This window comes from Pseudomonas sp. NPDC090592, from assembly GCF_044769185.1.
GTDB lineage: Bacteria > Pseudomonadota > Gammaproteobacteria > Pseudomonadales > Pseudomonadaceae > Aquipseudomonas.
Map to the genome: position 1 here is coordinate 327,296 of NZ_JBIVXJ010000001.1, position 19,687 is coordinate 346,982.

Annotated in this window: 19 protein-coding genes; 9 read left to right on the forward strand and 10 right to left on the reverse strand. The window is 61.9% G+C overall.

The window, feature by feature from the left end:
• Nucleotides 1-5 precede the first annotated feature (5 nt).
• Nucleotides 6-1,484, forward strand: a complete 1,479-nt coding sequence (trpE, locus tag ACIQUI_RS01430; protein WP_403194378.1) for an anthranilate synthase component I — start codon at nt 6-8, stop codon at nt 1,482-1,484.
• A gap of 134 nt (nt 1,485-1,618) precedes the next feature.
• Here the strand turns inward: trpE and estP are convergent, their stop codons facing one another.
• Nucleotides 1,619-3,508: an esterase EstP gene (estP, locus tag ACIQUI_RS01435; RefSeq protein WP_403194380.1), complete on the reverse strand. Its 1,890-nt coding sequence runs from the start codon at nt 3,506-3,508 to the stop codon at nt 1,619-1,621.
• 369 nt (nt 3,509-3,877) lie between these two features.
• Between estP and ACIQUI_RS01440 the strand changes: the two genes are divergently transcribed.
• The 4 genes from ACIQUI_RS01440 (at nt 3,878) to ACIQUI_RS01455 (ending at nt 7,232) form a co-directional block, all read left to right on the forward strand.
• Nucleotides 3,878-4,471, forward strand: coding sequence for an aminodeoxychorismate/anthranilate synthase component II (locus tag ACIQUI_RS01440; protein WP_391137798.1), 594 nt, complete (start codon nt 3,878-3,880; stop codon nt 4,469-4,471).
• A gap of 9 nt (nt 4,472-4,480) precedes the next feature.
• Nucleotides 4,481-5,530 (forward strand): anthranilate phosphoribosyltransferase, encoded by a 1,050-nt coding sequence (gene trpD, locus ACIQUI_RS01445; RefSeq protein ID WP_403194382.1) that lies wholly within the window; start codon nt 4,481-4,483, stop codon nt 5,528-5,530.
• On the forward strand, nt 5,527-6,360 hold the full coding sequence (trpC, locus tag ACIQUI_RS01450) for an indole-3-glycerol phosphate synthase TrpC (RefSeq protein WP_391137792.1): 834 nt from the start codon (nt 5,527-5,529) through the stop codon (nt 6,358-6,360). The genes trpD and trpC overlap by 4 nt, the downstream gene beginning before the upstream one ends.
• Nucleotides 6,361-6,527: 167 nt before the next feature.
• Nucleotides 6,528-7,232, forward strand: coding sequence for a biotin/lipoate A/B protein ligase family protein (locus tag ACIQUI_RS01455; RefSeq protein ID WP_403194384.1), 705 nt, complete (start codon nt 6,528-6,530; stop codon nt 7,230-7,232).
• Here ACIQUI_RS01455 and crp read toward each other — a convergent pair.
• Nucleotides 7,229-7,873: a cAMP-activated global transcriptional regulator CRP gene (crp, locus tag ACIQUI_RS01460; RefSeq protein WP_403194386.1), complete on the reverse strand. Its 645-nt coding sequence runs from the start codon at nt 7,871-7,873 to the stop codon at nt 7,229-7,231. The two genes, ACIQUI_RS01455 and crp, sit on opposite strands and share 4 nt — an antisense overlap.
• Before the next feature lie 191 nt (nt 7,874-8,064).
• On the opposite strand from crp, the gene ACIQUI_RS01465 reads away from it, so the two are divergent.
• Nucleotides 8,065-8,487, forward strand: a complete 423-nt coding sequence (locus ACIQUI_RS01465; protein WP_403194388.1) for an OsmC family protein — start codon at nt 8,065-8,067, stop codon at nt 8,485-8,487.
• A 121-nt stretch (nt 8,488-8,608) separates the two neighbouring features.
• On the opposite strand, the gene ACIQUI_RS01470 is transcribed toward ACIQUI_RS01465, so the two are convergent.
• From ACIQUI_RS01470 to hemJ, 6 genes are all read right to left on the reverse strand, one after another.
• Nucleotides 8,609-9,649 carry a DUF2157 domain-containing protein gene (locus ACIQUI_RS01470; RefSeq protein WP_403194390.1) on the reverse strand — a complete coding sequence of 347 codons (1,041 nt, stop codon included), beginning with the start codon at nt 9,647-9,649 and terminating at the stop codon, nt 8,609-8,611.
• A gap of 10 nt (nt 9,650-9,659) precedes the next feature.
• Nucleotides 9,660-10,307 carry a 2-polyprenyl-3-methyl-6-methoxy-1,4-benzoquinone monooxygenase gene (gene coq7, locus ACIQUI_RS01475; protein ID WP_016484635.1) on the reverse strand — a complete coding sequence of 216 codons (648 nt, stop codon included), beginning with the start codon at nt 10,305-10,307 and terminating at the stop codon, nt 9,660-9,662.
• Between the two features lie 65 nt (nt 10,308-10,372).
• A complete protein-coding gene (locus tag ACIQUI_RS01480; RefSeq protein ID WP_003255518.1) occupies nt 10,373-10,711 on the reverse strand; it encodes a histidine triad nucleotide-binding protein in 339 nt (112 codons plus the stop codon).
• 63 nt (nt 10,712-10,774) lie between these two features.
• The gene (locus tag ACIQUI_RS01485) at nt 10,775-11,557 is read right to left on the reverse strand and encodes an SDR family NAD(P)-dependent oxidoreductase (protein ID WP_403194393.1); all 783 of its coding nucleotides are present in this window, start codon (nt 11,555-11,557) and stop codon (nt 10,775-10,777) included.
• 67 nt (nt 11,558-11,624) lie between these two features.
• The gene (locus ACIQUI_RS01490; RefSeq protein ID WP_403194395.1) at nt 11,625-12,581 is read right to left on the reverse strand and encodes an NAD(P)H-dependent flavin oxidoreductase; all 957 of its coding nucleotides are present in this window, start codon (nt 12,579-12,581) and stop codon (nt 11,625-11,627) included.
• Nucleotides 12,582-12,609: 28 nt separating this feature from the next.
• Complete coding sequence (gene hemJ, locus ACIQUI_RS01495; RefSeq protein ID WP_403194397.1) at nt 12,610-13,035, reverse strand: protoporphyrinogen oxidase HemJ; 426 nt, start codon at nt 13,033-13,035, stop codon at nt 12,610-12,612.
• A 142-nt stretch (nt 13,036-13,177) separates the two neighbouring features.
• Here hemJ and argC point away from each other — a divergent pair, with 142 nt between their 5' ends.
• On the forward strand, nt 13,178-14,212 hold the full coding sequence (gene argC / locus ACIQUI_RS01500) for an N-acetyl-gamma-glutamyl-phosphate reductase (RefSeq protein ID WP_019472953.1): 1,035 nt from the start codon (nt 13,178-13,180) through the stop codon (nt 14,210-14,212).
• A 167-nt stretch (nt 14,213-14,379) separates the two neighbouring features.
• A complete protein-coding gene (gene erpA / locus ACIQUI_RS01505) occupies nt 14,380-14,730 on the forward strand; it encodes an iron-sulfur cluster insertion protein ErpA (protein ID WP_003255511.1) in 351 nt (116 codons plus the stop codon).
• A gap of 59 nt (nt 14,731-14,789) precedes the next feature.
• On the opposite strand, the gene ACIQUI_RS01510 is transcribed toward erpA, so the two are convergent.
• Entirely contained in the window at nt 14,790-15,881 is a 1,092-nt protein-coding gene (locus ACIQUI_RS01510) for an anhydro-N-acetylmuramic acid kinase (protein WP_403194399.1), read from the reverse strand.
• A 4-nt stretch (nt 15,882-15,885) separates the two neighbouring features.
• Nucleotides 15,886-17,307, reverse strand: a complete 1,422-nt coding sequence (locus ACIQUI_RS01515) for a peptidoglycan DD-metalloendopeptidase family protein (RefSeq protein WP_403194401.1) — start codon at nt 17,305-17,307, stop codon at nt 15,886-15,888.
• A gap of 213 nt (nt 17,308-17,520) precedes the next feature.
• Between ACIQUI_RS01515 and tyrS the strand changes: the two genes are divergently transcribed.
• Complete coding sequence (tyrS, locus tag ACIQUI_RS01520) at nt 17,521-18,720, forward strand: tyrosine--tRNA ligase (protein WP_403194404.1); 1,200 nt, start codon at nt 17,521-17,523, stop codon at nt 18,718-18,720.
• The last annotated feature ends 967 nt before the right edge of the window (nt 18,721-19,687 follow it).

Here is a 19,687-nt window from a genome sequence, read left to right on the forward strand (position 1 = left end):
TACTCATGAACCGCGAAGAATTCCTGCGCCTGGCCGCTGCCGGCTATAACCGTATTCCCCTGGCCTGCGAAACCCTGGCCGACTTCGACACGCCGTTGTCGATCTACCTGAAACTGGCCGATCAGCCCAACTCGTACCTGCTCGAATCGGTACAGGGCGGGGAGAAGTGGGGCCGTTACTCGATGATCGGCCTGCCGTCACGCACTGTGATGCGCGTGCACGGCTACCACGTCAGCATCCTGCAGGATGGCATCGAGGTGGAAAGCCACGATGTCGAAGACCCGCTGGCATTTGTCGAGGCCTTCAAGGACCGCTACAAGGTTGCCGACATCCCCGGCCTGCCGCGCTTCAACGGTGGCCTGGTCGGCTACTTCGGCTACGACTGCGTGCGTTATGTGGAAAAGCGCCTGGGTGCCAGCCCCAACCCGGACCCGTTGGGTGTGCCGGATATCCTGCTGATGGTGTCTGATGCGGTAGTGGTGTTCGACAACCTGGCGGGCAAGATGCACGCCATTGTGCTGGTCGACCCGGCAGAACAGCAGGCGTTCGAACAGGGCCAGGCACGCCTGCAAGGCCTGCTGGAAACCCTGCGTCAGCCAATCACCCCGCGCCGTGGCCTGGACCTGAGCGGCCCGCAGGCTGCCGAGCCGGAATTCCGCTCCAGCTACACCCGTGAGGATTACGAAAACGCCGTCGGCCGCATCAAGGAATACATCCTGGCCGGCGACTGCATGCAGGTGGTGCCGTCGCAGCGCATGTCGATCGACTTCAAGGCAGCGCCTATCGACCTGTACCGTGCGCTGCGTTGCTTCAACCCGACGCCGTACATGTACTTCTTCAACTTCGGCGACTTCCACGTGGTCGGCAGCTCGCCCGAGGTGCTGGTGCGTGTCGAGGACAACCTGGTTACCGTACGCCCGATTGCCGGTACCCGCCCGCGTGGCGCAACCGAAGAGGCCGACCGTGCGCTGGAAGATGACTTGCTGTCGGACGACAAGGAGATTGCAGAACACCTGATGCTGATCGACCTGGGCCGTAACGACGTGGGCCGTGTGTCGTCGACCGGCAGCGTGCGGCTGACCGAGAAGATGGTGATCGAGCGTTATTCCAATGTGATGCACATCGTCTCCAACGTCACCGGCCAGCTGCGTGAAGGGCTGACGGCGATGGATGCACTGCGGGCGATCCTGCCGGCCGGTACCCTGTCGGGGGCGCCGAAGATTCGTGCGATGGAAATCATCGACGAGCTGGAGCCGGTGAAGCGTGGGGTTTACGGTGGTGCCGTGGGGTATTTCGCCTGGAACGGCAACATGGACACTGCGATTGCCATCCGTACCGCAGTGATCAAGGACGGTGAGCTGCATGTGCAGGCCGGGGGCGGCATCGTTGCCGACTCGGTGCCGGCGCTGGAGTGGGAAGAAACCATCAACAAGCGCCGGGCGATGTTCCGTGCGGTGGCTTTGGCTGAGCAGACTTCTACCTGATAAATCGATTGGGGCTGCTTTGCAGCCCTTCGCGGGCGCGCCCGCTCCCACAGGGAAATCACAGACTTCAAGGTCAGTGCAGTATCTGTGGGAGCGGGCGTGCCCGCGAAGGGCCGCAAAGCGGCCCCGGCAATCTAGAAGTCCACGCTCACTCCCAGGCTCACCCCCTGCTGCGTCAACTCATCACTCTTGCGCCAGTTGTAGTTCCCGCGCAGATGCACCCCTGCCACCACTTCATGACTCACCCCCAGGCTCGCCCGGGTCAGGTCGCTGTGTGGCGTATAACCGGTCAGGGTAAAGTCATTGGCCGGCAAGCTGGTCAGGTGCATCGTCACATCCTGCTGGTCATCCTCGAACTCATGCTCCTGCGCCACTTCGGCAAACAGCCTGGTAGACGGCAGCACCTGCACGCTGCCCAGCAGCCCCACGCCCAACCGGCGTGACGTGCGCTCCTGGTCATCAAAGCCCAGCGCCGTGGAACGCCCGCTCTTCTCGTCGTAGCCATCCACCTTCACCCGTGCATAGTCGGCACTGATGAACGGTGCCAACTGCCAGCTGCTGCTGTCGGCCGCCAGGTTGTAGCCCAGACGCGCGGATACCGCCCAGGCTTCGCCATCGGTGTCACCCTTTTCGCTGCGATCATTCACGCCCAGGGCAAAGGTGCGCTTGAGGTCGCTGAAGTCGAGGTGCCCGGCGGTCAGTGCGGCATCGGCCCACCAGCGGTCCTGGCGGTATTGGGCAAAGGCACTGGCCAGATAGCTGTTGAGCTTGTAGTCCGAGTCCTGTTCGCCCACTTCCAGCTTCTGCCGGTATGCACCGCCGGCCAGGCCCAGGCGCCAGGCGTCGTTCAGGCGATAGCTGCCGCCCACGGTCAGGTTGTAGCCGCGGCCATCGCCGCTGGCTGCGCTGTGCTGGCCGTCGAAGTCCAGGTCCTGTGCACCGGTGGCGACGAAGGCCTGCCATTGCCCAACTGCCTGCCAGGGTGTTTGCCACTGATTGCGCAGTTCGTCCTGGTGCGCGCGCAGGCTGGCGTGAGCCATTTCCGGTAGCAGCGTCAGCTCCCAAGGGGCGGAGATAATCGAATAGGCGTAGTCGGCAATCAACTGCTGACCAGCGATGGTCGGGTGAACCGAGTCGTTGAACAGCAGTTTGGTCGGGTCTGGCGTGGTGCCGCCGATGCCATACACCGGGTTTTCCACACAGCTGTCACCGCTGTAGCAGGTGCCGACCAGGTTCTGGTCGCTGGCCAGGCCGAACTGGCTGGGGCTGGCCAGCGCTTCGCTCAGGAGTACGGGGATGTTCAGCGGAATGATTTCGGCATCGATCTGCCCGAGCTGGTTGATCAGCGACTGGTTGAACACTCCGGAGAGCAGCGACAGCGGGTTTTGCTGCGGTGTGCCGCTGAAGTTGGGTGTCTGGCCGAGGTCAGGTAGCAACCAGACCATGATGTAGCGGGCGCCACCCTGTTGCAGGGCCTGGGCGCTGGCAGCCAGGCGGGCGCCGGCGGCTGCGGCGTCAGCCGGGCTGTTCACCAGGCCTTGGAGGAAATCGTTACCGCCACCGGTCAGGTAGTACAGCGCATTGGGGTCGGCCCATTGGCCATTGGCCAGATACCCCGGCCTTTCGCGCAGTATCCGCCCGGCGCCCGGATTACCGGGTGGTACGACGGTCTTGGAGATGCTGGTGATCGAATCCAGGATCTGCTGCGTGGTATAGCCGCCCACCGCCCAGTTGTTGCCATCGGGTCGAATGCCCACCGATGTGGATGGGTTCAAGTCATCCGGGTTTATACCCAGCCTTCCCCCCAGGATCATGGGCGACACAGGTGCAAAATTGCCATTGGCATCGCGGTTGGTAAAGCGTGAACCTGGGGTACCGCCGGTCAGGTCGGGAAACTGCCCTGCATCTGCGAGGCTGTCGCCAAACACGATCAGTGAGGCGTAGGGCGAGGGCGCGGCGAACGCCTGGCTGCAAGCCAGGGCCAATGAAGCGAGGGTAAAGCGCAATAACGGTGCTTTTCGCATCAGGGAACATCCTTTTCTTTGTATTTATCAAGGACTGCCAGATCGACCTTAGCAAATCGCCGTGCATCCCTCCCAAGTCCATTCGTTTCCCCGTGTTTACAGGCATATTGCGCCCGCCGCCCCGGTAAGCTACTGTGCCGGGACGTATGAGCGAGACCTATCCTGTGTTGATCGTCAGCAAACTCTTGATGCGCGTTATCAAGGCTCACGCCCGTTGGCGTTGGCGCGCCTGACTTATTCTCCTGCCGGCCCGTCCGGCCCGCCCCCGTTTACCTTCTTCATTTACAGCCCTTTGTGGCGAAGCCGTGCCTGTGGCGGCTGCAAGAAGGTTCGAATTTTGAAGTCAGTAAATTCAAGAGGTTTAACACCATGTTACTGATGATCGACAATTACGACTCATTCACTTACAACGTCGTTCAGTACCTTGGCGAGTTGGGTGCCGAGGTCAAGGTCATTCGCAATGACGAAATGACCATTGCCCAGATCGAAGCCCTCAACCCCGAGCGCATCGTCGTATCCCCGGGCCCGTGCACGCCGAGCGAGGCCGGTGTGTCCATCGAGGCCATCCTGCATTTTGCCGGCAAGCTGCCAATCCTGGGTGTGTGCCTGGGGCATCAGTCCATCGGGCAGGCCTTTGGCGGTGACGTGGTGCGTGCCCGCCAAGTGATGCACGGCAAGACCAGCCCGGTACACCACCGCGACCTGGGCGTGTTCACCGGCCTCAACAACCCGCTGACCGTTACCCGCTATCACTCGCTGGTGGTCAAGCGCGAAACCTTGCCCGAGTGCCTGGAAGTAACCGCCTGGACCGCCCATGCTGACGGTTCGGTCGACGAGATCATGGGCCTGCGCCACAAAACGCTGAATATCGAAGGGGTGCAGTTCCACCCCGAGTCGATCCTGACCGAGCAGGGCCACGAGCTGTTCGCCAATTTCCTCAAGCAGACCGGCGGCCGCCGCTAAGGATCGAACATGGATATCAAGAGCGCGTTGAGCCGTATCGTCGGCCACCTGGACCTTTCTACCGAAGAAATGCGCGATGTCATGCGCCAGATCATGACCGGCCAGTGCAGCGAGGCGCAGATCGGCGCCTTCCTCATGGGCATGCGCATGAAAAGCGAAAGCATCGACGAAATTGTCGGTGCGGTTTCCGTGATGCGTGAGCTGGCGGACAAGGTTGAACTTGAAAGCCTCGATGGTGTGGTCGACATCGTCGGCACCGGCGGCGATGGCGCCAATATTTTCAACGTGTCCACTGCCTCTTCGTTCGTGCTGGCGGCCGCAGGTTGCACCGTGGCCAAGCATGGCAACCGCGCGGTGTCGGGCAAGAGCGGCAGTGCCGACTTGCTGGAAGCTGCCGGCATCTACCTGAACCTGACGCCAACTCAGGTGGCCCGCTGCATTGATAGCCTGGGCATCGGTTTCATGTTCGCGCAAAGCCATCATTCCGCCATGAAACATGCCGCCGGCCCGCGTCGTGACCTGGGCTTGCGTACCCTGTTCAACATGCTCGGCCCGCTTACGAATCCGGCTGGAGTGAAGCACCAGGTGGTCGGCGTGTTCGCCCAGGCCCTGTGCCGCCCATTGGCCGAGGTATTGCAACGCCTGGGCAGCAAGCATGTGCTGGTGGTGCATTCGAAAGATGGCCTGGATGAGTTCAGCCTGGCAGCCCCCACCTTCGTTGCCGAACTGAAGAACGACAAAATCACCGAGTACTGGGTAGAGCCCGAAGACCTCGGCATGAAGAGCCAGAGCCTGCATGGCCTGGCCGTCGAAAACCCGCAAGCATCGCTGGATCTGATTCGTGATGCACTGGGCCGCCGCAAGACCGAAAACGGCCAGAAAGCCGCCGAAATGATCGTGCTGAACGCGGGCGCGGCGCTCTATGCTGCCGATCATGCCATGACCCTGGCTCAGGGCGTGGAATTGGCCCACGACGTACTGCACACCGGCCTGGCCTGGGAGAAGCTGCAGGAACTGGGTGCCTTTACTGCAGTATTCAAGGTGGAGAACGAAGCATGAGTGTGCCGACGGTGCTGGAAAGGATCATTGCCCGCAAGTTCCAGGAAGTGGCCGAGCGCAGCGCGCGCGTGAGCCTTGCCGAGCTCGAAAGCCTGGCCAAGGCCGCCGATGCCCCACGTGGCTTCGCCAACGCGCTGATCGAGCAGGCCAAGCGCAAGCAGCCAGCGGTAATTGCCGAAATCAAGAAGGCCTCGCCGAGCAAGGGCGTGATCCGTGAGCACTTCGTGCCGGCGGAAATCGCTGTCAGCTACGAGAAGGGCGGTGCTACCTGCCTGTCGGTGCTGACCGATGTCGATTACTTCCAGGGGGCCGATGAATACCTGCAACAGGCCCGCGCGGCGGTGTCGCTGCCGGTGATCCGCAAGGACTTCATGGTCGACCCCTACCAGATCGTCGAAGCCCGGGCTTTGGGCGCGGACTGCGTGCTGTTGATCGTGTCGGCACTGGATGACGTGAAGATGGCCGAACTGGCCGCCACGGCCAAGGATGTCGGCCTGGATGTGCTGGTGGAAGTGCACGATGGCGATGAGCTGGAGCGCGCGTTGAAAACCCTGGATACGCCGCTGGTGGGGGTGAACAACCGTAACCTTCACACCTTTGAGGTCAGCCTGGAAACCACCCTCGACCTGCTGCCACGGATTCCGCGTGATCGCCTGGCGATTACCGAGAGCGGTATTCTCAACCGGGCCGATGTGGAGCTGATGGCGATCAACGAGGTTTATTCGTTCCTGGTCGGTGAGGCGTTCATGCGTGCCGAGCAGCCGGGGCTGGAGTTGCAGCGGTTGTTCTTCCCCGAGCAGGTGAAGAAGACTGTTCAGCAACTGGACTGATCAAATGAAGCCCGCGTTCTTGCCGGCTTTTTTGTATCCCTGTCATGGCCCTTTCGCGGGCTCGCCCGCTCCCACAGGATGGTCACTGCCTTGTGGACCTGTGATGCACCTGTGGGAGCGGGCGTGCCCGCGAACAGGCCTTTGAAAATAACATCAAAGGTGGATCAATGACCGATCAACCCATGGCCCTGACCGTCGAACAGGGCCTGCATGCCGAACAGGAGTTGCTCGCCGCCGTGTGCCGCGGCGAACGCGAAAGTGGCGTGCTGTTCTGGCGCCCCACTGACCATGCCCTGGTCATGCCCCGGCGCATGAGCCGCCTGGACAACTTCGAAGCCGCCTGCTCGGAGCTGGCCATTAGCGGTTGGCCAGTGCTGCTGCGCGAAACCGGCGGTGAACCGGTACCTCAATCGCATGCCACCGTGAACGTTGCACTGGTCTATGCCGCGCCACGCAGCGAAGGCGATCACGGCCGTATTGAAAACGCCTACGAACGCCTGTGCCTGCCCCTGTGCGATGTGCTGCGCGAGTGGGGCGGGGTGGCGTCGGTGGGGGAAATCGACGGGGCCTTTTGCGATGGCCGCTACAACGTCAACCTCAATGGCCGCAAGCTGGTAGGCACAGCCCAGCGCTGGCGCCAGGGGCTGGGCGGCAAGCGCCCGGTAGTGCTGGTACACGGCGCGTTGTTGCTGGACAACGAGCGTGAGTCGATGGTGGCGGCTGTCAACCGCTTCAATGAGTGCTGCGAGCTTGAGCAACGCTGCCGCGCCGACGCGCACATCGCCTTGCATGAAGTGGCGCCCGAGGCGCCCTGGTTCGAGCGCCTGTCGCAGGCTTACGCCAAGGTGCTGGCGGACCTGCCCAAGGACTAGCGGGTACCGTAGACCACCATGGTCTTGCCCTTGACCTGTACCAGGCTGCGTTCTTCAAGGTCTTTGAGGACGCGGCCGACCATCTCCCGGGAACATCCGACGATACGGCCGATTTCCTGGCGAGTGATCTTGATCTGCATGCCGTCGGGATGGGTCATGGCATCGGGCTGCTTGCACAGTTCCAGCAGGCAACGGGCAACCCGCCCGGTAACGTCGAAAAACGCCAGGTCTCCGACCTTGCGGGTGGTGTTGCGCAGGCGCTGGGCCATCTGGCTGCCCAGGGCGTAAAGGATTTCCGGGTCCTGGCGGGCCAGTTCACGAAATTTCTCGTAGCTGATTTCGGCTACTTCGCACTCGGTCTTGGCTCGTACCCAGGCGCTGCGTTGCTGTTCGCCTTCAACCGGTTCGAACAACCCCAGCTCGCCAAAGAAATCGCCATGGTTGAGATAGGCGATGATCATTTCATGGCCCTCGTCATCCTCGATGAGGATGGTTACCGAACCTTTGATGATGAACGACAGTGTTTCGGCCCGGTCGCCAGCGCAGATGATGTTGCTTTTGGCGGTGTAGCGGCGGCGCTGGCAATGCACCAGCAATTTGTCGATGTTCTTGATCTTGGCAGGTAGGGCGGAGGCAACCATCACGAAATCCTGTTCGATACGACGCATAGGCTTTTTATAGAGGCTGGCCGGCGCCAGGCGCCAGTCATTTGGCGCCAGCTTATCAGACACCACAGGATGTTTAGGTACTAAACCGACACGTCTCGCGCTTTTCCCACAGCCGTACAAGGTCTAAGCTGACACCCTTTTCCGAAAATCAGGAGTGCGGGTAGATGAAGGCGCGTATCCAGTGGGCCGGTGAGGCCATGTTCCTCGGCGAATCGGGGAGCGGCCACGTCGTCGTTATGGACGGCCCGACCGAGGCCGGCGGCCGCAACCTGGGTGTTCGCCCGATGGAAATGTTGCTGTTGGGCCTGGGTGGCTGCAGCAGCTTTGATGTGGTGAGCATCCTGAAGAAGTCGCGCCAGGCAGTGGAGAGTTGCGAAGCGTTTCTGGAAGCCGAACGTGCCAGCGAAGACCCGAAGGTGTATACCAAGATTCACATGAATTTCGTGGTGAAGGGGCGTGGGTTGAAAGAAGCCCAGGTCAAGCGTGCGGTGGAGTTGTCGGCAGAGAAGTACTGCTCGGCTTCGATCATGCTTGAGCGCGCTGGGGTCGAAATTACCCATGGGTATGAAATCGTAGAACTGGGTTAAGGCAACGATTTTTGGGGCTGCTTCGCAGCCCATCGCGACACAAGGTGTTCCTACAGGGGGCGCGTACGTCCTGTAGGACCGGCCTTGCGTCGCGATGGGCCGCAAAGCGGCCCCGGCAATATCAGCTGCGAAGCGCCGGCAGTGCCGCTCGCAGCCATTCTGGCAAGCAACTACGCATCACCTGGCTCAACCGCTCCCGCCGCTTCTGGTAAACCAGCCCCAGCCAGATAACTCCCAGCCCGATCAAGGTCACCACCACCGGGAACAGCAACGATTCGGCAAACACGTCGTACGAAAGATACCCCAGGTAAGCTGCCACCCCCAGCGCACCAAACACCATGAAAACCGGCCGGCGCAGCAGCACCGCCATACCCATCAGCGCAATGTTGATCAGGCAGTACAGGGCCTTGCCCAGCTCGCTGCCACTGTCCACCAACGTCAACCCGCCCCAGAATGCCGCCAGCCCGGCCAGGTAACCCCAGCGGGCGTAGTCCTCGCGCGTGCGGCCGTCCACCACCAGGAACACCACCAGCATCCCTAGCCCGAACCACAGCGAAACCTCGCGCCGCTGCTCCCAACTGAACGGCGAGCCGAACACCCATTCGCTCAGGTCCATTGACATGAACCACAGGGCCACGGCTATCGGCATGACGACGAACGGGTAGGGGATCAGCCGCAGCATCAGTAAACCGGCCAGCACCGTGGCGGCTTCAATGGCCAGCCAGCCGCCCTGCACGTAGGTGTAGTACTGGTGATAGTTGGCTTGCGCGTCGTCTAGCGGCCACCAGCCGGCCAAACGTTCGATGGCGAACACCGCCAGCGGCACAATGCTGACCGCCACCGCCGCCAACACCCCGGCAGCAACAGGCTGGGCACGGCGCTGCAGGTTGAGGGCAAACAAGGTGATCAGCAGGATATAGAGGCTGGCGATGACCAGCAGCGCGCCGTCACCGATGCTCATCCAGGCTTCGGTGAGTAACCAGCCCATGGCCGCCATGATCAGCATGGCGCCAAAATAGAAGGCGACATGGGCCAGCTGGAAGCTGCCACGTGTAGCCGGTTGCTGGCGCAGGAATACCAGCAGGCTCTGTTCCTGGTCCGGCTGGAGAACACCGGCTTGCACGGCGCGCGCCAGGTCCTTGGCGTCGAAACGGTCCGTCATGATGATGCCTTCAGATACGGTAGGTGCTCTTGGTCATGACCTTGGCCAGCAAGCTCATGCCAAAGCGGACCGGGGCCGGGAAGCGATAACCGCCGGCTTCCAGTGCAGACTCGGCGTGCTGCTCTTCGTCGATGCGCATCTGCTCGAGAATGGCGCGGGACTTTTCGTCTTCGTGCGGGATCTGCTCCAGATGCTCGTCAAGGTGCTTGCACACCTGATGCTCGGTGGCGGCGACGAAGCCCAGGCTGACCTTGTCGCTGACCAGCCCGGCAAGTGCGCCGATGCCGAATGACATGCCGTAGAACAGGGGGTTGAGCACGCTCGGGTGGCTGTTCAGCTGGCGGATGCGTTGCTCGCACCAGGCCAGGTGGTCCACTTCTTCCTCGGCAGCATGCTCCATGGCCTTGCGCACTTCGGGCAGCTTGGCGGTCAGGGCCTGGCCCTGGTACAGCGCCTGGGCGCACACTTCACCGGTGTGGTTGATGCGCATCAGCCCGGCGATGTGGCGGGTCTGCTGCTCGTCGAGGTCGACGTCCGGCTGGACGATGGCCGGCGATGGCCGGGCGGGTTGGCCGCTGAAGGGCAGCAAGGTGCGCATGGCGGTATCGGCCTGCAGCAACAAGCGGTCGAGCGGCGAGTAGTGACGTTCGGTAGCCATCGGGCACCTCCGCAAGAATGTGCCCGACAGTTTACCGCAATAGCGGCAGGGTCGCTTGCCGTGGATCAGCCCGGTGGCCAGTTCATCTGGCGCTGGCCAAGCACGTGCATATGGATGTGGTAGACGGTCTGGCCGCCTTTCGGGTTGCAGTTCATGACCACGCGGAAACCTTCCTCGCAGCCTTGCTCGACGGCCAGGCGCTGGGCGGTGAACAAGATGTGGCCAGCCAGGGCCTTGTCTTCTTCGGTCAGGTCATTGAGCGTACGGATGTGCTTTTTCGGGATGACCAGAAAATGTACCGGTGCCGCGGGTGCAATGTCCTTGAAGGCCAGGATCTGGTCGTCTTCATAGATGATATCCGCCGGGATTTCCCGGTTGATGATTTTGAGGAATAGATCGTCCACAGCACTTGCTCCATGGTGAGGGTCGGGCCGAGTGTACTCAGCCAGGCGCCGCTCGCCCAGAGGCTATTCCATGCCAGCCGGGCAATAGCGGCGATGGATTGCCCCGGCCAGCTTGCGCACCAGCCAGCGAGGCAGCAGGCGCGGGGCGAACGCCAGCCAGCGGTTGCGCCGGCCAGGCATGATCAGCGCGCGGTTCTTGTCCAGGGCGCGCACGGTATACAGTGCCACTTCCTCGGGGCTGAGGCAGCGGGGCTTGCCATCGAGCCGCGCAATACGCCGGCGCGATGAGCGGACCGGGCCGGGGCACAGCACCGAAACCTTGATGCCGGCGCGCTTGAGCTCTTCGCGCAGGGCCTGGGAAAAACTCAGTACGTACGCCTTGCTGGCAGCATAGGCTGCCATCCAGGGGCCAGGTGCGACCCCGGCCAGGCCTGCGACGTTGAGGATCTGCCCCCCGCCCTGCACGGCCATCAGGTTGCCGATGGCGTGGCACAGGCGGCTCAGGGCCAGAACGTTGACCTCCAGCAGGTCCTGCTCGTCGGCCCACTCATGGGCCAGGAACGGCCCGTAGGTACGCAAGCCGGCACAGTTCACCAGCAGGTCGATCCGCCGTTCGCCTTCTTCCAGCTCCAGCACGAAGCCAGACAGGCGTAACGGCTGGCTGAGGTCGCAGGCGCGGAACAGCACCTCTACACCAAAGCGTTGGGTCAGTTCGATGGCCACCGGTTCCAGCGTTTCACGCTGGCGTGCCACCAGGATCAGGTTGCGCCCGCGCCGTGCCAGGGCTTCCGCCAGGGCCAGGCCCAGGCCGCTGGAAGCACCAGTAATCATGGCGTAACGGGTCATGCAAGGCTCCTGGGGGCGGAAGAGGGCGCCTAGTGTACAGCTTGGCCGGGCAAGGTGTTGCCTTTTGCTACAAGGTGCGGGCGTGCAGGGCCTGGCAGCGCTCCAGGGCTTCTCGGTACTCTTTTTGGAGCCGCTCGATCAATGCACTGGCGCTGGGCATGTCATGGATTTCGCCGACGCCCTGGCCCGCCGACCATACGGTCTTCCAGGCTTTGGCTTCTTCGTCGATCGGCTTGAGCTTGCCTGGTTCGTGGCCGCCCCTCAGGGCGTTCATGTCGTAGCCGGCCTGTTCCAGGCTCGGGCGCAGGAAGCTGGCGGGGATGCCGGACACTGCCGGGGTGTGGATGATATCGGCAGCATGGGCATCGAGCAGCATCTGCTTGTAGGCATCCTGGGCCCGGCTTTCTGCGGTGGCAATGAAGCGTGTGCCCATGTACGCCAGGTCCGCACCTAGCACTTGCGCGGCCAGGATTTCGTGGCCGTGGTTGAGGCAGCCGGCCAGCAGCAGGGTTTTATCGAAGAACTGGCGTATCTCCGCGACCAGGGCGAACGGGCTCCAGGTACCGGCATGGCCTCCCGCGCCAGCGGCGACGGCAATCAGCCCGTCGACACCCGCTTCGGCGGCCTTCTCGGCATGCCGGCGGGTGGTGACATCGTGAAACACCAGCCCACCGTAACTGTGCACGGCATCGACCACTTCCTTCACTGCGCCCAGGCTGGTGATCACGAGTGGCACGCGGTGTTCCACGCACAGCGCCAGGTCGGCCTGCAGGCGCGGGTTGGTCGGGTGCACGATCAGGTTGACCGCGTAGGGCGCCGGCGCCTGCAGTTGTGCAAGCCCCGCCTCGATCTCTTCCAGCCAGGCCTTGAAGCCGGCACTGTCGCGCTGGTTCAGGGCCGGGAAACTGCCCACCACGCCGCTGGCGCAACAGGCCAGCACCAGTTGAGGGTTGGAAATCAGGAACATCGGTGCGGCAACCACGGGCAGACGCAGGCGTTGTTCGAGCGAGGCGGGTAGCGACATGGCAAGGCTCCTTGAACGGGTGGCTATGTCAGAACGGTTTGACCACCACCAGAATTACGATACCCAGCAGGAACAGCACGGGCACTTCGTTGAACCATCGATAGTAGACGTGGCTGCGGGTGTTGGTGCCGCTGGCGAAGCGTTTGCGCTGGGCGCCGCACACGTGATGGTAGCCGGTCAGCAGGATGACAAGTGTCAGCTTGGCATGCAGCCAGCCCTGGCTCAGCCAGCCGGGGGTGAGGTAGAGCATCCACGCACCGAACACGTAGGTGGCAATCATCGCCGGGTTCATGATGCCGCGGTACAGCTTGCGCTCCATGGTCACGAAGCGGTCCTGGCTGATGCTGTCCTGGCTCTGGACGTGGTAGACGAACAGCCGGGGCAGGTAGAAAAGGCCGGCGAACCAGCAGACCACGCTGACGATATGCAGCGCTTTGATCCATAGGTAAAGCATTGAGGGAGTTCCTTCAGGTATTCACGGTCGTCAGATAGTAGTGGCCAAGCGGCCGAAGGGTCACCCGAAGAGTTGTTACAGGCGCCTTGCGCCCCTATTATCGTGCGCTTTCCAGACGGCTCGTTGATAAGGGGCAAGCGTTATGATCAAGGTCGGTATCGTCGGCGGCACGGGTTACACCGGCGTCGAACTGTTGCGTCTGCTGGCACAGCATCCACAGGCCGAAGTGGCGGTCATCACTTCGCGCTCCGAGGCGGGCGTGGCGGTGGCGGACATGTACCCGAACCTGCGCGGCCACTATGACGGGCTGGCGTTCAGCGTGCCGGACAGCAAGGCCCTGGCTGCCTGTGATGTGGTGTTTTTTGCCACCCCGCACGGTGTTGCCCATGCCCTTGCCGGCGAGCTGCTGGCGGCCGGCACCAAGGTGATCGACCTGTCGGCCGACTTCCGCTTGCAGGATGCCACCGAGTGGGGCAAGTGGTACGGCCAGCCGCACGGTGCGCCAGAACTGCTCAAGGATGCGGTATATGGCCTGCCTGAAGTCAACCGCGAGAAAATCCGCCAGGCCCGCCTGATTGCTGTGCCGGGTTGCTACCCGACCGCAACCCAGTTGGGCTTCTTGCCGCTGCTGGAAGCGGGCCTGGCCGACCCGTCGCGCCTGATTGCCGACTGCAAGTCGGGTGTCAGCGGCGCTGGCCGTGGTGCAGCAGTGGGTTCGCTGTTCTGCGAGGCCGGTGAAAGCATGAAGGCCTATGCGGTCAAGGGCCATCGCCACCTGCCTGAAATCAGCCAGGGCCTGCGCCTGGCTGCTGGCAAGGACATCGGCCTGACCTTCGTGCCGCACCTGACGCCGATGATCCGCGGTATCCATGCCACCTTGTACGCGAATGTCGTCGACACCTCGGTTGACCTGCAGGCGCTGTTCGAGAAGCGTTACGCCGATGAGCCGTTCGTCGACGTGATGCCAGCGGGCAGCCACCCCGAAACCCGTAGCGTGCGCGGCGCCAACGTCTGCCGCATTGCTGTTCATCGCCCGCAGGGTGGTGACCTGGTGGTGGTGCTGTCGGTGATCGACAACCTGGTCAAGGGTGCGTCGGGCCAGGCGGTACAGAACCTGAACATCCTGTTCGGCCTGGACGAGCGCATGGGGCTGTCCCATGCTGGCCTGCTGCCTTGACAGCCGCCGCAAGTTTCAAGCTGCAAGCCGCAAGCGAGCGAGTCGTGTTCAGCTTGAGGCTTGTAGCTTGTCACTTGCGGCTTACGTATTGTTGACCAATTTTCTCGGAGAAGCGGATAATGCGCGTCATCGAGTTTTAAGGCGGCTACCGCGCCGGGAGAATCAACATGAGCGTCGAAACCTTCACCCCTACCGGCCTGGAATTCACCCATGGGGCAGCCCAGAAAGTGAAAAACCTGGTCAACGAGGAAGGCAATGAACGTCTGAAACTGCGGGTGTTCGTGACCGGTGGTGGTTGCTCGGGCTTCCAGTACGGCTTCACCTTCGATGAGGATGTGGCCGAAGACGACACCATCGTCGAGCGTGAAGGCGTATCGCTGGTGGTCGACCCCATGAGCTTCCAGTACCTGGCCGGTGCTGAAGTGGACTACCAGGAAGGCCTGGAAGGCTCGCGTTTCGTGATCAAGAACCCGAATGCCGCCACTACCTGCGGTTGCGGGTCTTCGTTCTCGATCTGAGGCCTGGCCATACGAAAACGCCGCGCAATTGCGCGGCGTTTTGCGTTCTGGCGTAGCGGTTACGCCGGGTAGATTGCGCCCAGTACGCGCAGGCCTTTGGCGGCCGTGACACTGGGCCGGTTGGCGGCGATGCCCTCCAGGCAGCAGTGGGCCAGCCAGGCGAACGCCATGGCCTCTACCCAATCCGGGTCAACGCCATGGGCGCCAGTGCCGGTGACGCGGGCTCCGGGCAACAACTGGCCGAGACGGGTCATCAGGGCACCGTTGCGTGCGCCGCCACCACATACCAGCAGTGCTTGCGTGCCCTGTTGGGCTTTGACCAGCGAATCGATGATGCTGCGAGCGGTCAGTTCCAATAGTGTCGCCTGTACATCCTCGTCGCGGTAGGCAGGCAGGCGGGCCAGGTGGCCATCCAGCCAAGGCAGGTTGAACACCTCGCGGCCTGTGCTCTTGGGGCCGCTGCCGGCGAAGAACGGGTCGGCCAGCAATGCGCTGAGCAAGTCGGCCTGCACCACGCCAGACGCGGCCCAGGCGCCGTCGGCATCATAGGCCTGGCCGCGCTTGCGCTCGATCCAGGCGTCCAGCAACACGTTACCGGGGCCGCAGTCGAAACCGTGCACCGGCTCGTCCTGCTCGATCAGGCTGAGGTTGCTGAAACCGCCTACGTTCAAGACTGCCAGGCGCTGGCCGAGGTGGCCGAACAGGGTTTCGTGGAAAGCCGGCACCAGCGGCGCGCCTTGGCCACCGGCGGCCACATCACGCCGCCGGAAGTCGGCAACCACGCTGATGCCGGTAAGCTCGGCGAGCAGCGCCGGGTTACCGATCTGCACGGTAAAACCGCGAGCGGGTTCATGGCGGATGGTCTGGCCGTGGCTACCGATGGCACGGATGGCATCGGCCTGCAGGCCCTGACGGGCCAGCAGTTGGCGGATACCTTCGCCGGCCAGGCTGGCCCAGCGGTTTTCCGCCAGCGCCGCACGCGCCACCTCGTCGGGGCCGCTGCTGCACAGGGCGAGCAGTTCCTGACGCAGGTCACCGGGCATGGGCAGGTAGTGGGTGGCGAGCAGCTCAAGCTGCTCGCCTTGTTCGATCAAGGCAATGTCCAGGCCATCGAGGCTGGTGCCGGACATCACGCCCAGGTAAAGCGCCATGGGCTTAGCGCTTGTTCGCTGCGAGCAGGGTGGCCTTTTCCTGATCCATGCGGGCGATCAAGGGCTGGCTCTGCTGCAGGAAGCGCTGGCGCTCGTTCTTGGCGATCGGGTCGGCCATTGGAACCTTCTGGCTCAGTGGGTCGACATGTACGCCATTGACCTGGAACTCGTAATGCAGGTGAGGCCCGGTGGACAGGCCCGTGGTGCCGATGTAGCCAATGATCTGGCCCTGCTTCACGGTGCCGCCAGTCTTGATGCCCTTGGCAAAGCCCTGCATGTGGCCGTACAGCGTCTTGTAACGGTTGCCATGCTGGATGATCACGGTATTGCCATAGCCGCCACGGCGCCCGGCCAGCTCGATGCGGCCGTCACCGGCAGCCTTGATTGGCGTACCGCGTGGGGCGGCGTAGTCGACGCCCTTATGGGCGCGGATCTTGTTCAGGATCGGGTGCTTGCGGCCTGCGGAGAAACGCGAACTGATACGCGCGAAGTCTACCGGGGTGCGGATGAAGGCCTTGCGCAGGCTGTTGCCATCGGCGGTGTAGTAGGTGGTATTGCCCTGTTTGTTGGTGTAGCGCACGGCGGTGTAGGTCTTGCCGCGGTTGGTGAAGCGGGCAGACAGGATGTTGCCGGTGCCGACCACCTTGCCGTCCATCATCTTCTGCTCGTAGACCACATCAAACTCATCGCCTGGGCGAATATCCTGGGCGAAGTCGATGTCGTAGCCCAGCACACGTGCCATGTCCATGGTCAAGCTGTGGGGCAGGCCGGCGCGCTGGGCCGAGGCAGATAGCGAGCTTTTGATCACGCCGTGTGCATAGGCGGCGCGTACCACCGGCTTGCTGATCTCACGGTTGAAGGTGTAGCCCTTGGCAGACTTGGTCAGACGAATGGTTTCGAGGTTGCTGACCTTGCTGTGCAGGCTGGCCAGTTGGCCGTCTTTGTCGAGTTCGAACTGCAGCACCTGGCCGTGCTTGAGCTGGCTGAACTGCTTGGCCTGCTTGTTACTCGCCAGCAGGTCATGCACTGCATTGGCCGGCAGGCCAACCTTGGCGAACAGCGTGGACAGTGTATCGCCACGGGCGACGGTAACTTCGCGGTGGCCAGGCTGTTTGGCAGCCTCGGCGACGGGGTCGACCGCAGGGGCTTGCTGTTCGGCTTTCTGGGTCTCGGGGGCTGCCTCTTCGATCTGGGCGAACGGCGAGCCTTGCTCGCCCTCGGCCTGCACCAGGGGGGCAGCGCGGGATTCGTCTTTCAACTGCTCGGCAGGGCTCTCCAGCTCGAGGTTGAGGGTGGTTTTCTTGGCTTCCACTTCGCTGGATGGAAATACCAGCAGAGCAAGGCTGAGCAGGGCGGCGATGCCGCTGGCGGCCAACAGATGGCTTTTCGGATAAAGCGGGGGCGCTTTAGGCGGTTCGTTGGTCATGGGCAAGGTGACTTTGAAAAAAGTGAAATGGAAAAGATGAATGACATGATGAAGATGAAATAACTGTATAAAATATAACCAAATCCATTTTCACGCAAGGGCGCGTAGACGCCGCAAGCCTGTGTCCGGGTCACATTCCTTTGCGAAACTTGTATTTGACGGCCGATCTTGTATGGTTGGCTCCCCCTGAATCTGAGCCTTGCGGGTTTGTCTATGAAGTCGGTTGAAGAGCAGCTGGCGCTTATAAAGCGCGGCGCGGAAGAAGTACTGGTCGAGTCGGAACTGGTGGAGAAGCTCAAGCGCGGCCAGCCTCTGCGCATCAAGGCCGGCTTCGACCCGACTGCGCCAGACCTGCACCTTGGCCACACGGTGCTGATCAACAAGCTGCGCCAGTTCCAGGAGTTGGGGCACCAGGTCATCTTCCTGATCGGTGACTTTACCGGCATGATCGGTGACCCGAGTGGCAAGAGCGCCACGCGCCCGCCGCTGACCCGTGAGCAGGTGCTGGATAACGCCGAGACCTACAAGCAGCAGGTGTTCAAAATTCTAGACCCGGCCAAGACCGAGGTTGCGTTCAACTCCACCTGGATGGACACGCTGACCCCGGCCGACTTCATCCGTCTGGCGTCGCAGTACACCGTGGCTCGCATGCTTGAGCGCGACGACTTTGACAAGCGTTACACCACCAACCAGCCGATCGCCATTCACGAGTTCCTCTACCCGTTGGTCCAGGGTTATGACTCGGTAGCGCTGAAGGCGGACGTCGAGCTGGGTGGCACCGACCAGAAGTTCAACCTGCTGATGGGGCGGGAACTGCAGCGCGCCTACGGCCAGGAAGCGCAGAACATCGTCACCATGCCGCTGCTTGAAGGGCTTGATGGCGTGAAGAAGATGTCCAAGTCGTTGGGCAACTATGTGGGTATCCAGGAAGCGCCCGGTGTGATGTACAGCAAGCTGGTGTCGATCCCGGATACCTTGATGTGGCGTTACTTCGAGCTGCTGAGCTTCCGTTCGATGGATGAGATCGAGCAGTTCCGTGCCGATGTCGCCAATGGTGCCAACCCTCGTGACATCAAGATCAAGCTGGCGGAGGAGATTGTTGCGCGCTTCCACGGTGAAGAGGCTGCGGCCAACGCTCACCGTGCAGCGGGTAACCGCATGAAGGAAGGCGAACTGCCGGAAGACCTGCCGGAGATCGAGGTGGGTGCGGCGGAAGACCTGCCGATTGCTGCTGTGCTCAACCGGGCTGGCCTGGTGAAGAACTCGGCGCAGGCGCGGGACCTGCTGGGTGCCGGTGCGGTGAAGGTTGATGGTGCGGTGGTCGACAAGGACTTCATGTTTGCGCTCGGTGCTACCCATGTATGCCAGGCAGGTAAGAAGTCGTTTGGCCGGGTGACCCTGAAGGCCGAGTGATCGCCTAACGGTGTAGCTATATAGAAGCGGGGAGGCCGGTGGGCCTCCCCGCTTTGTTTTTGGGTTTGGTTGTTGCTGTGGTGGGTCTGAAGGCTGGCGATGGGTGTGTCTATAGATGGTGTTGGGTTCGAGGGGGGTCCGCCACAACCTTTGCAGCGCCAGTGAGATCGAGCGCCGCCCGCGCGGCGCTTCGCGGGGCAAGCCCGCTCCCACATTTGCTGCAACGTGGCCATGTCTGTAGAGGCGGCGTTGCCCGCCTTGGCGCATGTCTCGAGACAAGCGAGGCGGCGTATGCGCCAGCCGAGAAATCGAGTCGGTCCAACAAGGCAGGCGGCTATGGCCTGACAGTTCCGGCACGTTGCAACAAATGTGGGAGCGGGCTTGCCCCGCGAAGCGCCGCGCGGGCGGCGCTCGATCTCACAGGCGCTGAATGTGTTGTGGCAGGCACTTGCCGGCCTTGATACGGTTTTCGACTGGAATATTTCAACTAAATGAAATTAAAGGTTGACGCCCCTCCGAATCCCCTTATAATGCGCCCCACTTCCAGCGACAACGGAACGACAAACTCCTTGAGATTCAACGAGTTAGCCGATTCGGAAGGTGCTGAAAGGGCTACGATCGAATGATCGCAAGCGGTTAAGATGGTGGTTGACAGCGCTTCTAAACGCTGTATGATTCGCCTCCCGCTACGAGAGATCGCAGCGAGCCAAGTGTTTGAAGCTAAACGAGTTTCTCGCAAAAAACTTCAAAATAAACGCTTGACAGGCTCTGAGGAAAGCGTAGAATGCGCGCCTCGGTTGAGACGAAAAGCTCTTAACCAAACGCTCTTTAACAAATTGAATCAAGCAATTCGTGTGGGTGCTTGTGAGTACGGACTGATAGTCAAAAAGACTATCAGCATCACAAGTGGCCATGCGAGAAATCACATAGTCATTTGAGATTGCTGAGCCAAGTTTAGGGTTTCTTA